This is a genomic window from Nostoc sp. EspVER01 (assembly GCF_034530635.1).
Classification (GTDB): Bacteria; Cyanobacteriota; Cyanobacteriia; order Cyanobacteriales; family Nostocaceae; genus Nostoc.
Map to the genome: position 1 here is coordinate 1 of NZ_JAVRCS010000004.1, position 15,796 is coordinate 15,796.

Annotated in this window: 12 protein-coding genes; 3 read left to right on the forward strand and 9 right to left on the reverse strand. The window is 40.0% G+C overall.

Going from position 1 to position 15,796, the window contains the following annotated elements:
* Positions 1-78: 78 nt before the first annotated feature.
* From RMX69_RS04765 to RMX69_RS04780, 4 genes are all read right to left on the reverse strand, one after another.
* Positions 79-1,668: an alkaline phosphatase gene (locus tag RMX69_RS04765; protein ID WP_322636671.1), complete on the reverse strand. Its 1,590-nt coding sequence runs from the start codon at positions 1,666-1,668 to the stop codon at positions 79-81.
* Positions 1,669-1,993: 325 nt separating this feature from the next.
* Positions 1,994-2,545, reverse strand: a complete 552-nt coding sequence (locus tag RMX69_RS04770) for a PEP-CTERM sorting domain-containing protein (protein WP_322636672.1) — start codon at positions 2,543-2,545, stop codon at positions 1,994-1,996.
* Between the two features lie 427 nt (positions 2,546-2,972).
* A complete protein-coding gene (locus tag RMX69_RS04775; protein WP_322636673.1) occupies positions 2,973-3,845 on the reverse strand; it encodes an NAD(P)-dependent oxidoreductase in 873 nt (290 codons plus the stop codon).
* A 78-nt stretch (positions 3,846-3,923) separates the two neighbouring features.
* Positions 3,924-4,667 carry a tetratricopeptide repeat protein gene (locus tag RMX69_RS04780; protein ID WP_322636674.1) on the reverse strand — a complete coding sequence of 248 codons (744 nt, stop codon included), beginning with the start codon at positions 4,665-4,667 and terminating at the stop codon, positions 3,924-3,926.
* A gap of 641 nt (positions 4,668-5,308) precedes the next feature.
* Here RMX69_RS04780 and RMX69_RS04785 point away from each other — a divergent pair.
* Positions 5,309-7,027, forward strand: coding sequence for a trypsin-like serine protease (locus RMX69_RS04785; RefSeq protein WP_322636675.1), 1,719 nt, complete (start codon positions 5,309-5,311; stop codon positions 7,025-7,027).
* A gap of 61 nt (positions 7,028-7,088) precedes the next feature.
* Here the strand turns inward: RMX69_RS04785 and crtO are convergent, their stop codons facing one another.
* The 4 genes from crtO to RMX69_RS04805 form a co-directional block, all read right to left on the reverse strand.
* Positions 7,089-8,783, reverse strand: a complete 1,695-nt coding sequence (gene crtO, locus RMX69_RS04790) for a beta-carotene ketolase CrtO (protein WP_289797713.1) — start codon at positions 8,781-8,783, stop codon at positions 7,089-7,091.
* Positions 8,784-8,888: 105 nt separating this feature from the next.
* Positions 8,889-9,644 (reverse strand): DUF2993 domain-containing protein, encoded by a 756-nt coding sequence (locus tag RMX69_RS04795; protein WP_289797714.1) that lies wholly within the window; start codon positions 9,642-9,644, stop codon positions 8,889-8,891.
* A gap of 280 nt (positions 9,645-9,924) precedes the next feature.
* The gene (locus tag RMX69_RS04800) at positions 9,925-10,056 is read right to left on the reverse strand and encodes a hypothetical protein (protein ID WP_322636676.1); all 132 of its coding nucleotides are present in this window, start codon (positions 10,054-10,056) and stop codon (positions 9,925-9,927) included.
* 18 nt (positions 10,057-10,074) lie between these two features.
* A complete protein-coding gene (locus RMX69_RS04805; RefSeq protein WP_322636677.1) occupies positions 10,075-11,457 on the reverse strand; it encodes a cytochrome P450 in 1,383 nt (460 codons plus the stop codon).
* Between the two features lie 188 nt (positions 11,458-11,645).
* Here RMX69_RS04805 and RMX69_RS04810 point away from each other — a divergent pair, with 188 nt between their 5' ends.
* Together RMX69_RS04810 and RMX69_RS04815 are read left to right on the forward strand one after the other, a co-directional pair.
* Positions 11,646-13,859 carry a phosphoketolase gene (locus RMX69_RS04810; RefSeq protein WP_322636678.1) on the forward strand — a complete coding sequence of 738 codons (2,214 nt, stop codon included), beginning with the start codon at positions 11,646-11,648 and terminating at the stop codon, positions 13,857-13,859.
* A 644-nt stretch (positions 13,860-14,503) separates the two neighbouring features.
* The gene (locus RMX69_RS04815) at positions 14,504-15,394 is read left to right on the forward strand and encodes a hypothetical protein (RefSeq protein ID WP_322636679.1); all 891 of its coding nucleotides are present in this window, start codon (positions 14,504-14,506) and stop codon (positions 15,392-15,394) included.
* A gap of 28 nt (positions 15,395-15,422) precedes the next feature.
* On the opposite strand, the gene RMX69_RS04820 is transcribed toward RMX69_RS04815, so the two are convergent.
* Positions 15,423-15,695, reverse strand: a complete 273-nt coding sequence (locus tag RMX69_RS04820) for a DUF2281 domain-containing protein (RefSeq protein WP_322636680.1) — start codon at positions 15,693-15,695, stop codon at positions 15,423-15,425.
* Positions 15,696-15,796 lie beyond the last annotated feature (101 nt).

Genomic DNA, 15,796 nt, shown 5'->3' on the forward strand with positions numbered 1-15,796 from the left:
ACAGTGCGAGATTCATTAATAAAGAAAGATATAGACTTGTGTGTACACCGTAGCCTGCTATACCTGGGAATTAGACGATTAGGCTTGTTGTATTTCTGGACGACCATCTTCAACCACAAATGAAGCCCGCTTACTAATCGTGCCATTTGGGGTTGTGACTTTTGACATAACCAAATAGTCTGTCTTCCAGGTTGTGGGAGTCAAGGCACAGCGAACATATCCCCGTTGAGCATTGTAGAACTTAATGTGTGGGTTATCGGGTAAGTAAGCTTCAACGTTGGGGTTGCTGTCTGCCCCATCGCCACCGGAGCTAATTGAGGTAGCGACAAATTCACTTCCAAGTGTGGCGGATTCTGGGTTATCAAAGTTAGCCTTCAGATTCATCGCCCAGTTAGAATGCACATCACCTGCCAAGGATATTGGATTAGAAGGCTGGCGCTGTCCGAGGAAAGCCATGAGGCGATCGCGCGAAGCCACATAACCATCCCATTTATCCATGCTGTAAGTTCCGCCTTCCCCTGGTGTTGTGTCTCTTTGAGCAATTGGTACTTGCTGCGCCAAAACATTCCACTTCGCTTTTGAGTTATTTAGACCATCGAATAACCAATCCTCCTGTGCCTTGCCGGTAATCGTTGCATTCGGATCTAAGTTTTCTGGGCAACGTTCTTTAGTGCCATCACCACAGGGCTGATCGGTGCGGTATTGGCGGGTATCTAAAACATGGAAGGTGGCTAAGTTACCAAAGGAGAGCAGACGGTAAAGTTGCATATCGGGGCCAACGGGACGCGAGAAGGGGCGGAGTGGCATGTGTTCGTAGTAAGCCTGATAAGCAATAGCTCGCCGTTGGAGAAAAATTGCCCGATCCTGATCTGGTTCAGTATCAACTTGTGAGATGTTGTTGGCGTAGTTGTTTTCTACCTCATGGTCATCCCAGGTAACAATCCAGGGAAACGCTGCATGAGCTGCTTGCAGATTGGTATCGGTTTTATAGAGGGCGTGACGGTTGCGGTAATCCTCTAAAGTAAAAATTTCTGAACCATTGTGTTGTCTAGGGCGATTTTCTGTGATTCCCCCTTCGTAGATGTAATCGCCCACATGCACTACTAAATCGAGGTCATCTTTAGCCAGATATTTGTAGGCAGTATAGTATCCCTGCTCATAGTGCTGACAGGAAACAAGGGCAAAGTTAAATTTATTTAAGTAGCTATTTGCTAAAGGCGCTGTACGAGTGCGACCAACGGGGCTAGCGTCTTGACCGACAAGAAACCGATACCAGTACCAAGTATCAGATTGCAGTCCTTCTACCACAACTCGAACGGAATGAGCTAGTTCTGGAGTTGCCAGTACCGTACCTCTAGAGACAATCCGCCTCATATTAGAATCAGTTGCAACTTCCCAGCGAATTGGCACATTCAGAGGTGGCATTCCACCTCCGTTTAGGGGTTCAGGAGCCAGACGAGTCCAAATCACTACGCTGGTAGGATAGGGTTCACCCGATGCAACACCCAAAGTGAAAGGATAATTGGAAAATCTGCTTCTAGCGATCGCTCTTTGAGAAGAAAATTGGTTAGCGATCGCCAAACCAGATAATGCTCCTGCTCCAATAATTAAGTTGCGTCGTTTGATTCGACTGTGCAAGAACTGCTCAAAATTCCGGTAATCTACCATTCTCTACTCCTGGCTAACAAGTTAAAGTGCAGCAACAGCTAACACAAAGAAGGTGGAGTAATCGGAGGAAAATTTCGTAATTATTTCCTTATACCAATTCTTTATTAAAACCCATATAAATAACCCCACCACCCTTGTTAAGGACAGGTTGGGAGGGGTCATAATGTGCAGCTTTATAAAAAATTGGTACGATCAAAATCAGATTTTAAGTTCCAATTTTTCCCTCTGCTATCAATGTGTCAGATGTTGTTTCCCCCCACATAAAAGCCTACTAATAAGAGATTAATCCTTGGCAAAGGAATTGTTAATATCAACTTAACCAAGGTTAGATTTTAATCTTTTTCATTGATGCTACCTTTCTCTTCATCATTATTGAGCCAAGGCTACAAGCAAAAAGAACACCAACTAAAGGTGTAGATTCAGGTACTTGTCTATAAGAAACTGTACCTGATATAAGTTCAGCATTGGGAGAAGTTTTAGAGTAAATTGTAAAATCCTCACCAATAATTTCATAACTGATAGAACTGGAAGGATTAGCTTTATCATTAAACTGATAATCTAATCCAAAATACGTTTGTCCTGTTAAGGATGTGGTTTTAAAAACAAGAGGAAAATCTGGGTAATTTGCATCATCTTGTTCAGTGTAAATGGTAGAGTCGCCATCAAAGTTGAAAGAAAGTGACTTAATGGGAGCTTCGGTATTATAGTCATTCCTGAAGGTTGAGTCATCAAAGCTAAAAAAACCATTGTCCTTTGTTAATGGAGTATCAACGGTGAAAGCGTAATTAACAATTGCAGCAGATGCAGATTTTACATCTATGGTAGAAAAACCTAAAGCAATAGTAGCAGCAACCAATAAATTTGGAACCAATTTCATCTCAATTTTCCTTACCATCAACTTCTGTAAATAATGCAATTACAAGCTACAAAAATAGCTTTTATCTAACTTACTTATTTTCCCAATTGAAATCCATAACTGTTCGATCCAGTTATGAAATCATTTTTCAATAAGAAGCAAACAACTGCCCAAATTGTTTTGAGACACCCCATTTTAAAATTAGGAGTTTAAGCAAACTTTAATCAAAGGTAAAATTGAAAAAGAATTCAGAATGGGCTTACGCCCCGCTGCGCTAACAGGAGTCCGAATCAAGACGCTCGTTAAAGAAGGGCGGGGTTAAATTATCAATTACATTACTAAATTCTCAATAAAACAGGTTTTTCCGTTGCGATGCCTATGCGTAGTGTACTAGAGGTAATCGCATTCCAAAATAGCCTATTCCTGTTTTTAGTTTTAACACTTAGTCTTAACTCAATTGTATTGCCTCTAATTCTTCCCTTACAGATAAAGGCTGATACCCCAATGCAAAAGCTTTGGAACTATCCAAGGAAACATCTGTTGGTCTAGGTGCTGCCATTTTCACATCTTGTTGTCGGCAAGATTTAAGTCCGGTAGCAGGAAGTTGAAATACTTCTACTAATATTTTTCCAAAATCATAACGCGAAATCCGCTCTTTGCCACCTAAGTGAATGATGCCGTTAACTTTTTCTAATGCTAATAAAAGTCCTTTAGCAGCAGTTGTTCCACTTACTGGTGTGCGAAATTCATCTATAAATAAACTTAGTTCTTCTTCGGCTTGTAAAGTTTGAATAAATGGCTGAATAAAGCTTTTCGCTGTGGGTGTTGCTGCACCAAACATCAACGGCATCCGACACACTGCGGTCATGGGATACCTTTCTAGCATATCTGCTTCTGCGATCGCCTTTTGCTCACCGTAAAGATTTACAGGGCACACGGCATCTGTTTCTTGATAGGGAGCATTTAAGCCATCAAAAACTAAGTCGGTTGAAGTAAAAGCACAAGGAATAGAATTATCCGCACAAAGCCCGGCAATATTGCAGGATGCGATAACATTAATTGCGTGGGATTCTTTGGGGTTGGTTTGACAAAAATTTGGTTGCGAATGTGCAGCAGTATGAATAACTGCTTCTGGTTTTACATCATTAAAGATACGTTTCAATTCCTGAAAATTTGTTAAGTTCGCTTTTAACATTTTCATGTCAGGAATTTCTAAGGGATGAGATAAATAAGTGCCATAAATCTCCCATTCTTGTTTTGCAAGCTGGCAAAGATGCCACCCTAAAAAACCACTTGCTCCGGTGATTAACAATTTTTTCATGTCTAATCGCAAACCGCTCAAGAAAAAATCCTTTCTACAGCAGGTTTATATTCTACACTGAGTGGTGGTGATAAAATACTATTGCAGTAATTCCTGAAACTGCTTTTTACTACGCACTTTGCTAAAGTCTGGGTCAGTTTTTGCTAACTTCTTGTATTTATCAGGAACAAGCTTGATTGCTTTGTCTAGATTCTCAATTGCTAATTCTAGATTGCTTTGTAAAGCATAAGAGCAAGCTTTGTTGTAATATGCTTGGTGCAAATCTTGCTTGATGGCGATCGCTCTATTATAAGATGCGATCGCATCTTGGTAGCGGTGTAGCTTTGTCAGAGCAATGCCTCGGTTAATTAAGGCCTCATATTTGTCGGGTTGGATAGCGATCGCTCTATTATAGGATGCAAAAGCATCTTGGTAGCGTTGCAACGATGTTAAGGCGATGCCTCGATTATACCAAGCTTCATATTTGTCGGGTTTGATGGCGATCGCTCGATCATAGGATGCAAGAGCGTCTTGGTAGCGTTGCAACGATGTTAAGGCGATGCCACGGTTAATCCAAGCTTCAGGACTCTCAACTTTGATGGCGATCGCTTTATCATAAGCTTTTATGGCATCTTCATAATTTTGTCTATCTAATAAATTATTGCCTTGATGAAAGTAATCTTCTGCTTTTTGCGTAGCCTTCGCTTCTATGAAAAGTTGGGTTACATTGCTTTCTTGAACAACCTGTGTAGTATTTTCTGCCGATGAGTTTGCCCCACCACTACAGCCAAATGCCAAGAAAGTTATCAAGCCAGATGCAACGAAGCAGTGCCGAAAAACCATGCTGTACCTACAAAAATTATTAGATGATGTTAAAATTTGTTAGTTTTTTGAGTATTATCAAAATACACTAGTTTTTACCCATTAATTTACTTATATTTATTTTCATAAAGAGTTTTGTTGACAATGCATAAAACTTTATTAAAATCAATAGTGTATAATATTATCATAATAAATACATATAAAGCAATCGCTTAGAACCTACTTTACTCAAAAAACAATTATTTGTGTTGCTATATATATTGCCTAGCTGGGACTCGTCCTAAACATCGTACTCGTGTAGTAATTTACCCTGATAAAAACCTTCTTTAATCCGCTAATACCGACGGTATAAATCAGCCAGGATCATAGGGATGAGCGTGGATGTAATATCAGAATCGCTAGTTTTTCCAACCTTTATCTCTATTAATTAGTTTTATTTTTCTTCAAAACAAAACACAAAGTCAACTCTATATTATTGATAAGTTGTAGACATAATTTCTATTAAATACATGGCAACTTATATGGTTGATATTACTTAAAAACGCAATAATAGGAAATGTTTCTCATATAAATTCCTAGTGTATTGCTAATGCCAGGAAATAATTTCTGGTATTAAATTTGGATATTTTGTATTCATTATTTTCTATTAAGGATATAAAGCTATGTCTATTTTCTCCCCTGATGGACGGACAAAAGTTAGCAACACCACAACTTTTCCGTTTAGTGCTATAGGAAAGATGAGAATACGCTGGAAAGGCCCAGATGGGGTTATTGATACTGCTGATGATATTATCATCAACGGCTCTGGTGCGATGATTTCTCCCTACCACTTTTTAACAGCAGGGCACTCTGTGTATGACACGAGATATGGGGGTTGGGCAGATAAAATTGAGGTGATGCTTGGTTCTAAAGGAAATATCATTGCTGGTACAAACCGAGCTGACTACGAGTACTATGGTGAAGCCAAATCTGTTCATACACGTTCTTTTGAAGGATGGATTCAAGGAGATCAGACGAAAAGCGAAACTTTTCAATACGATATAGGATTGGTGACTCTTGACCGCAATATTGGAAACTTCACTGGCTGGTTTAACTATGGATATGACGATAATCTCACCAGTGGAACTTTAATGAATGTTACTGGATACCCTTCTGATAAGTTTGATTCCAATATCGATGGGAAATTTGATAACTATGATATGTGGACTCAGAGTGGAAAAATCACAAGTACAACTGACTCGATCTTGCGTAGTAATGAGCTAGATATCTCACCTGGCAATAGTGGAGGCCCTCTCTGGCTGAATAATTCCAACACAAATAAACCGACTATTTATGGAGTAGCTTCAAATGAGACAACCAGCAACCAAACTCCGCTTTACAACGAGTTCGCCCGAATTACAAGCACTCGATATAATGAGATTCAAACCTGGATCAACGAAGACACTACTACACGCAAACCCACTGACAAAGCTGATTTAGTAGATTCTGATGTGTGGTTTAACACAACTCTTGGAAGTTTTAGTAATAACACTATTAAAAATGGGGAAAATTTTAGCATTACAGTCTATCCTCGCAACAATGGTACAGCCGCTACAGGTAATTTATCGGTTTCTTTTTACGCTTCTACTGATACCAATATCACTAATAGTATTGGCTCTCATTACTTAATTGGTAATACAACTATTTCTTCGATTAATCCATTCAATTCGGGAACAGCGACTTGGAACGGTGCGTTTCCTAATATCCCAATTGGAAATTACTATGTTATTTCATTTCTAGATCCAACTAATTCAATCCAAGAGTTTGATGAAAGTTTAACTAGCAACCAAAAGGTATTTAGAACTTTACTCACTGTTGCCAATAGTGCGATATCACCTCTGACCATTTCATCAACTCTTAGCTCTTCTTTAACAGCCCGTGAAGAAAATATCACCACAGGTACAGCCAATATTAATGAGACTGGTAATAATCAGCTAAATGGTGGAAATAGCAATGACATCCTTATAGGGGGAAGTGGTAACGATACTTTCGTTGGAGCTTTAGGTAACGATACCCTAACTGGAGGAACTGGATCTGATGTTTTTATTATTAATACCCCTGCTGAGGGAATTGATAACATTACAGATTTTTCGTCTTTAGATGACACAATTTATGTTTCTAAAATAGGGTTTGGAGGTGGACTTAGTGAGGGTATACTTCAAGCCACGCAATTTTTTATCGGTTCAGTAGCACAAAACAGCAGCGATCGCTTTATCTACGACAATAATACAGGGGGATTATTTTTTGATGCTGATGGTACAGGCTTATCCGGTCAAATCGAAGTTGCTCAACTAGGAATGGGTCTAGCCATGACTAATGCAAATATTTTCGTGATTGCCTAATAAATAAAGACGCGAGAAATCGCGTCTCTACATGAGGGTTTTGAGTTTATCTGTGCAAGGCTTAATTAATGCCAAACACTGATTCGACAGTGGACTTAATCGAATCCCGCGCATCCTTTAAAGTTTGGCTAATGGGATGTTTTGCCTGCAAAAATGCCCGCGCACAGTTGCGTCCCGGCATTCCCGAAATTGAGCCACCTGGATGAGTCCCTGCACCAGTCAAAAATAGATTATCAATTGGCGTTTTGTAGTTGGCTATTTCTGGCAAGGGACGGAAAAATATCATTTGATCTAAAGTCATGTCAACATGATAATAATTTCCTTTGTACGCACCTAGTCTTTCTCCTAGTTCTGCTGGACTTTCTACCCGACGGGCAATAGTTGCATTTTTGACATTGGGTGCATAGTCTGCCAACTTATCAATCACCCGATCTGCAACTTTGTTTTTCAATTCATCCGTCCAACCAGTTCCTTTTAAACCAGTACCTTCTGCACCAGCAATTTGATAAGGGGCAAAAAACTCAATCCATAGGGTGTGCTTGCCTGGTGGTGCTAATGTGGGATCTAAATAACTAGGCATGACCAAATACATTGATGGGTCAGCATCAGGAATTTCTCCCAAAGTGCATTTACTGTGGGCTTGTTCTACATGAGCCACGGAATCTGCAATTAAGATAGAACCAACGAGATATTCATCTTTGTGAGCGTGGTGTGGAAAGCGCAGTGGTTCATCTAAAGCCAAATCTATCTTGAGGATGGTTTCGTTATTGTTAACGATGCGGCGTTCTAATCTTTCCCATAAATCTGGGTCGGCTGCATTAACATCGCTTTTATCTGTCATTTGTAAGAACAACCGCTTGGCATCAATATTAGAAATAACCCCGTGTTTGGCACGATATTCTTTCCCACCACCAACCCGCACACCTACAGCTTTGCCATCATCAATTAAAACTTTTTCAACATGTTGGTCTGTGAGAATAACGCCACCTTTACTTGTGACTAAATTCACCAAAGCTTGTACAAGTGCGCCAGTTCCGCCGCGAGGTCTGGCCATTCCCGGATTATGACGCATTGCCATCATAATTGCACCAATGGCAAGGGTTTTTTGTGATGGCGGCGCACCAAGTTCTGATGCTAGTCTGGCTAGTGGCGCTTTCAGAAATTCTTCATCAAACCACTCGTTAAGTAAATCTTCAGCGCTGGTTAACATTGTGCGAATGAAGTCCAGCGTTTTGTTAGGGGAACCAATCACTGAGACTAAATCTTTCAGTTTGGTGATGTCGTAGTTACCAAGGATGTCTATAACTGACTTTGGCGGTGCGTTAAACATGGGAATCATTGCACCTAGCGATCGCTGCCAAAAATCTACAAATTCTGCATATTTTTTGGCATCACGTTCGTTGTAACGGGCGATTTCTGCACAGGTCTTTTCCACCGACTTATGTCCTAAGAAATACTTACCATCAGGATGAGGACAGAAAACAACTGGATCGCACTCCAAATAATGCAAGCCGTATTTTTCTAGTTCTAATTCTTCAACAACTGGCCCTAAGTGAATAAATTCATGGTCAATAGCACACAAATTGAATTTAAATCCAGGAGCTTCTTGCGGTAAACATTCTTCAGTTGTTGCTGCGCCACCTGGTACAGAACGCTTTTCTAGTAACAGAACGCTATAACCAGCTTTTAGCAAATAAGCTGCACAAACTAGCCCATTATGTCCAGCACCGATTAGGACAACATCATACTCTTGCATAGTTGGAATTTAGAAATAATTAGCTTTCTGAAATGTTAGAAAATTTTTATTACATTGACATCATCCCTCAGTAACAAAAATTATCTTTAAATAGTGTCAATCCTACTAAAGAGAGATTAAACTTGATGAGGGTATTTGTTTTACCTGAGCTTCTAACATCAGTATTAAAGTACCTTTTTGTACTTCTATATCTTTGATAGAAAAAGCTATATCCTCCCATTTAAAAGATGGTATGTTCATCAGTTCTTTAGCTTTCTGCATGAATGCTGTAATTAATTCTATGGAAATCCCTTCTCCTTCAGTACAGCTAAAACCCTCCAGCATCGCGGGTTGTGAATGAGTTCGTGGGCGAGCGATCGCAGTGTAAGCTAAAGGGCGAGTATTTCCCATTTCTTTTAACAACACCTTTCCCCTAAATTCTATTTTGCCATCACCAGGTAAAAATACCTGAATTTCTTCTGGCTCAAAACTGACAATTTCCCCATCTACATTCAACCCAAAGTTTTGCATCTGGCTACGAACAAAGTCTGAGGTCAAGGCACGGTTAATATCTACTTCTGTGAGTACAACGCGAATAATTGTATTTACTGGCTCATTAAGTTCTATTTGACCAAAAAGAGCGCTAAAGGGATTGATGGCAATACTATCTGTTTGCAGTTTTATTTCTTGTACGCGAATGTCTTCTTTAATGACTAATCCTTGCCCTGCAACCGCAACTCCATCTGCCTGTCCCTGAAGTATTTTTAACAGATCGGTTTTTACATCTATTTCTATTTGTTCTACTTCATCTAGCTGATTGGATATTTGTTTTTCAGCTTCTTGGGATAGAAATTGTTCTTCTAACCGATGCTCATCAGGCATGAATTATTAATTCTCCTAAATGTCCTCTTACTCATAACTGTAAAGGCTAATTCTGGAGAGTAAATCTATATTGGGGTATAGGTAATTTGTGATTTAGAAATAAGACTGCGATCGTTACAGCACTGACAGCTATTATGCAATACAGACCGCCAGGGAATAGAATTCCCTGTCTAATGGTGCAAGTCCTCTAGAAGAGGACTAGAAAAACTTGGGTTAAAGCACTGACAGCTATTATGCAATACAGTACAGTTTTTCTTTTTGCCCTTTTCTATCATAGCTTTCAGCTTTGAGGATGTACCTCATAGCTGCCGGAAGTGCTGTATGCAGCGATCGCAATTATTCTCTCCTCTATCTCCTTCCCAGTCGGAGACTGGGAACGAGGAAAAACGAGGAAAAAATTTGCTGAACGCAACCATCAAACCCCCTAGCATCAAACAGTGGTTGTCTGTAAAATGGGAGACTTCACCTGACGTTGACTCCTGACAACCATCTCAATGGGGCGATCTGGGCCTGTCACCAAACCACGACGTTTAGGTAGCACTTCACCTTTATTAACTAGTTCTAATTCCTTACTAGAAAGGATTTGAGCAAGTGCAAGCTTCATTTCCAACTGGGCAAATGCCAGCCCAATACAGCGCCTAGCACCACCGCCAAAGGGCAAATATTCATAAGCGGAAAATTGCCGTTCTAAAAAGCGTTCTGGCTTAAACTGCTTAGGTTCTGGATAAATATCTTCCCGTTGGTGGGTCAGATAAATAGAACCAAGTAGGATTGTACCCGATTCTAATTCATAACCACCTAGCGATATCGGGGTTCTGACTACCCTTGACAAAGTTAGTATAGCTACTGGGTAAATCCGCAATGTCTCGGAACAAACAGCGTTGAGATAAGGTAACTTGAAAACGGTGCTGGGATCTGGGTTGTCGCCCAAGCTATCTAATTCTTGCAGTAGCTTTTGGCGCACTGATGGTATTTTGTGAATCCAGTATAATGCCCATGCCAAGGCTGTCGCTGTGGTTTCGTGACCAGCGACTAACAGAGTCATCAATTCATCGCGCAACTCTTCATCGGTCATGGGTTGACCTGCTTCATCTCTAGCAGCCATGAGTAAGCTAAGAATATCCGTGCGTGATGAATCTGGTTGTTCTCGACGTTCTCGAATTTCCTGGTAGATGAGTTGGTCAGCTTCTTGCTGAAGGCGCTTCTGGTTTCCCCAGAAGTTAATTGGCCCAAAATCCCTTTGCAAAGCTGGAAAATAAAGCAAAGCTACACTTAAGCGAGAACTGGCTTTTTCTAAAAGATCGCCCAAAAAGTGCTGTAGTTTTTCGGCGCGAGGCCCTTCATATAGACCAAATACAGCTTGCATAATCACCCGTAGGGTAATAGCTTGAGTTGCAGACCGAATATTAAAGCGTTTACCTATTTGGTATTGGCTGATAACTTGCTTGGTGACATCGGTAATCACCTGGCTATAGTTCCGCATTCTTTCGCCATGAAATGGAGGCATTAGCAACTGACGTTGGCGCTGGTGTTCTGCGCCGCTGATAGTAATCACAGAATGCTTGCCCAATAAAGGTTCAAACAGCTGATTCAAATCGCCAGGTGCTTCCAATTCTTTGGTATCATTTGTCAAAATTTGCTGTTGCGCTTCGGGGTTGCTGACAATCACTATAGGAGGCAGATTTTTGTCTAATCGGAGAGTAAAAATCTCGCCATAGCTTTTGGCACAAGCCTCCATAAATGACATCGGATTAACAACCCAGCGCAGCATCTGTACAACTGCTGGAGTTTGCGGCCCATTTGGGAATTTCATAAATTTTTTTCCTACTTAATATTTTTTTGCTACTTCAACTAATTGAAATCTTGGTTGCGTAACTATTTAAAGTACTTATTCTAAACGTTGCAAAAAAGCAATAAACTGTTACAACCTCGAAGATGTAAAATTTTGGTTAAATTCAACGAGCATCTACAGTTTCACCTCATCGTCAAAAGGTACTCAGCATGACTGCAATCTCCGCAAAGGCATCTTCAGCGCTTCCTAATTTTTCGGAAGGGATTCAATATTTTGGTGAAGCTTTACCAAATTTTGAAACTTATGGTGCAACACCTGCTATTGAGTCGGGCAAAATCGCGATCGCATTTCCCACAGATAAAGCAGCTGTATATCAAACTTTACTTGCTGCCGATGCCTTACGCTACCTGACTTTGCAAGTTACCGGTAGTAAGGCTTCTGGGCATCCCGGCGGATTCGCCAGTCAAGCAGAAGCTTACGCATCTCTTGTCATGCTGGGATACAAGAACATTATTACCGAAGTCGGACACCACGCCCCCGGATTTTATAGTGCCATGTTCTTGGATCGTTCGCTAGAGGACATGGGAATTTTTACAGTCCAACAATTGCGCGATCGCTTCCGAGAAAAGCACGGACTTTTAGGACATCTTTCTGGTTACATCCCCGGTATTCTCGCACCTGCGGGGCCTTTAGGACAAGGGCAACACTTTGCAATGGCGGCTGCACTGTTACACAAAGATAAGTTATTCCCCTTTACAGTTGGGGATGGTGGATTGGGTGAGCCTTATATTGTAAGTGCGATCGCACACTTCCATACAGCTTATCCTGCTGTCACCAACTTCTTACCGGTGTTGGTGTGGAACGGTTACAGCCAAGAACATCACAGCATGGTTTCCCTGAAAACCAATGAACAGATGCAAGCATATTGGCAAGGTAACGGTTTTGATGAAGTCGTGTTAGTGGATGCCAAAGACTTTGACGATCAAAACCAACCAGGGGATTACGTTGATAGTACAGCTTTCTCCTTTGAGAAACGCCTAGAATTTACGCAAGCAGTACTTTCGGGTGTAGATAAAGCAGCGCGATCTGCCCTTGGTGGGAAACTTACCGTCTTCATTATTAAACAACTCAAAGGTGCAGGAGTTCACGCGCGGGGTGCAAAATCTCACAACTTGTATCCTAAAGATACGTTGGACGCGCCACATATTATCAGTGCATTGCAAACCCGTGCTTTATCTGCGGAAGCTTGGCAATTAGTCAGAACAAATGCCGAACGCGCCGGTGGTGGCCCAGCCGCAAAAACTGTGGTGACAGAATTTGAATTACCATTGCCAGAATTAGGCGAATTACCTTTAGAAGAATATGCAGTCGGTGGCGAACCAAAAGTTTCCACAACCGCGATGGGACGATTGGTAGGAATAGTTGGAAAAAAAGATCAGAATTTCCTTGTCACCAACGCCGACGGTAACGAAGCATCTGGAATTGCCAACATCAACCAAGCATTAAAGATTATCCACCCCACAACCGACGACTTATATAACCAAGCACCAAATGGACAAGTTTATGAACCATTGAGTGAAGATGCTTGTGCCGGTTTAGCTGCGGGTTTAGCGTTAATGGGTGCGAGAACTTTGTGGTGTTCTTACGAATCTTTTGCCATCAACGGATTACCAATATGGCAAACTGTAACCCAATCAATGGCAGAATTGCGCCGTCAAACTCCCTCGACTATTACTTTATTCACAGCAGGTGCATTAGAACAAGGACGTAACGGTTGGACTCACCAACGTCCCGAAATTGAAGCTTACTTTGCTTCGTTGATGCGAAATGGAAATGTTTTCCCATTATTTCCGCCTGATGCTAATAGTATTCAAGCCTGTTATGACTGGGCTTTGAAAACTAAGAATAAGGGAATTGTAATTACAGCAAGTAAATCGCCGTTACCAATTCGCACAACTTTAGAAGAAACTCGTCAAGGGTTACGCGATGGTGCAGTGTTATTACATGAAATTGCTGGTGATAAACAAGTTGTATTTGCTGTAATTGGCGATATGACATTAATGCCAGTATTTGAAGCTGCGGCTTTCTTAGAAACTGAAGGTATTGGCGTGAAAATAGTTTCTGTGATCAATCCTCGGCAATTGTACCGTAGTCATGATACCGCGTGGGATACCTGTTCTGAACCCGAAGGCGGTTTCTTAGATGATGCGAAATTTGCCGAATTATTTGATGGCGATGCGTTAATTGCTGTTACAGGTGGTGCTGCGGCGATGTTAGAACCGATTCTGTTGCGGAGTACGGCGAAGCGCGATACTTTTGCGTGGAAACGTGGCGAAACTACAGCCAGTGCTGGCGAGTTGATGGCGTTTAATGGATTGACTGCTGAAGCGTTAACGAAACGTGCGATCGCATTAGTGCATTAAAGCTGCGTAGGCGTAGCCAGCCGTAGGTATCGTTTTTTATTTTATCGCAAATGTACGTATGGAAATGCTGAAAAATTGCGTTTAATGCGTATATTTGCGTTTTTTTATGAGAATTTCTAAGGCATTAATTCTAAGGCATTAAGATTAATTTATAAATAAATGTGGTTAGATTTACTGAAATTCTTTAACATTAACAGGTTTTGAAGTCAGAAAAGCTGCTTTTGAAGTCAGAAAAGCTACTTTTCAAGTCGCAAAAGCTGCTTTTCAAGTCGCAAAAGCTACTTTTCAAGTCACAAAAGCTGCTTTTCAAGTCGCAAAAGCTGCTTTTCAAGTCGCAAAAGCTGCTTTTCAAGTCGCAAAAGCTAGTTTACGAGTTCAAAACTTGATTTACAAGCCAGGATGAAACCCGATATTTTTATAGAAAACATGGCGTTTAATGGATTCACTGTGGAAGCTTGACAAAAAGTGCGATCGCTTTAGTTCATTAAGGTTGGGTTTTGTAACTAGAAAAGTCTGAATTTCTAACCGCATATGCACGCAGATCAAACGCAAATAGATTAGCGGTTCAATACGTGTATATCCTGTTTTGATTGTAATTATTTTTTTGTATATTTTTAATGTGTAAATAATTCCCAAAATATTTTATGTATAAGATAGAGGTCAAGATTGATGGCCAATTTATCAATAACTTTTCTAATGATTCTATCTATGATTTGGTTTTTCTTGACTTAGAATTTTGGCCGGATTATTTACAGGTACAGGGAAAAGCAGTACAAAGAATATATGGATACACCATTACTCGGCTTCTCAAAAGAACTAATCAGCAATATATCAAAGTTAAATTTTTAGAGTTTGAAGTTGAGGAAGAGCAACTTGTTAAGGAAATCATGCAAGATATTTCTAGGCTGAAAAACAAAACTTTTATCGGCTTCGAGATAAAAAAGAGTGATCTAAAAACGTTGAGAAACAGATTTAAAGCTCTATCAATATATCCAAATGTTAATGAAATAAAACTATTTGATTTTAGAGATTACTGGCAAGAATATGGCTATAAAGGATTAAATGGTTTGTTTGAACAACTTGAAATCAAAGTAAATAAAAAAATTGACGGTAGGTATTTTCGTAAAAATCCCAACAAAGTATTTTTACGAAAAAGGGGCTGGATAGATATTTTATTAAATATGTTTGAGTATTGTTTAGAAGATGCCGCAGGTTACTTTGAAATTGTGTCAAATTGGAATAAAAAAAATCCTTTAATAACTAAAAATATGATTACAAGTGAATCCTTAAATTACTCTGAAATAGAAAAACAAACATCAGTTACACTAATAGATCAGGATGCAGAAATATTTTCTATGCAAAACTTCCAACCAACATCAGACCAGCTTCTAAGTAGTCTCACAGTATCAGACTTAGAAGCTTTAATCGTCAAAATTGTTCAGAAAACTCTTAAAGAAGAGATGCAAAAGCTAAAGCACGATCATTTACTAGATCAAACAAAACAGATGAATCATCCACTAAAAGTTTTTGTATAAGCATTTACAACAAAATAATATACACGTATCACACTCTAAAGATTGGGCAATACCTATCGCCTGATCGCGAACCGTAACCATCCATATAATCTTTATTAGTAGACAAATCACTCGCTGCTTCCACACAACCAACATATTGTTGAGCCAAACTCAAAGCTGAAACCCCAAAATTTTTATCTTGAGAAGATAACTCTTGCTTTTGTATTTTTGCAAGTAAAAATTCTACAAAATCTAACGCATCTTGTTGCTTATCAGGAGGTAATATTCTTACCTTGTCTATAATAATTTCTTCAATACTCATTTTATCTAGCGTCTCGTATAAACTAAATATATTTTAAATTTTCAAGTATTATTTGGCTGTATGCCTTTAGCCGCGACTTCAATCGTTAGGCTCAAGAGGAT